This is a genomic window from Mediterraneibacter sp. 210702-DFI.3.120, assembly GCF_020561005.1.
Classification (GTDB): Bacteria; Bacillota; Clostridia; order Lachnospirales; family Lachnospiraceae; genus Mediterraneibacter; species Mediterraneibacter faecis.
The window spans coordinates 1-224 of record NZ_JAJCNG010000124.1; the positions used below are offsets into that span (position 1 = coordinate 1).

Here is a 224-nt window from a genome sequence, read left to right on the forward strand (position 1 = left end):
TACAGAGGATAAACCGCACCGACCTTATCCCCTATATCCAGTATGACACGAAACAAGGGAAAGGGGGTATCTGATGAATAACAACGATATTCCCGTATGGGAAAAATATACCCTTACCATTGAAGAAGCGTCAAAATATTTCCGCATTGGAGAAAATAAGTTAAGACGCTTGGCAGAGGAAAACAAGGACGCTGGCTGGCTCATTATGAATGGCAACCGCATAC

General features: G+C 43.3%; 1 protein-coding gene. It reads left to right on the forward strand.

Translation table 11 applies throughout. The features are described 5' to 3' along the window. Window positions 1-73: 73 nt before the first annotated feature. On the forward strand, window positions 74-224 hold a 151-nt coding region (locus LI162_RS16140; RefSeq protein WP_161171205.1), incomplete at its 3' end, for an excisionase.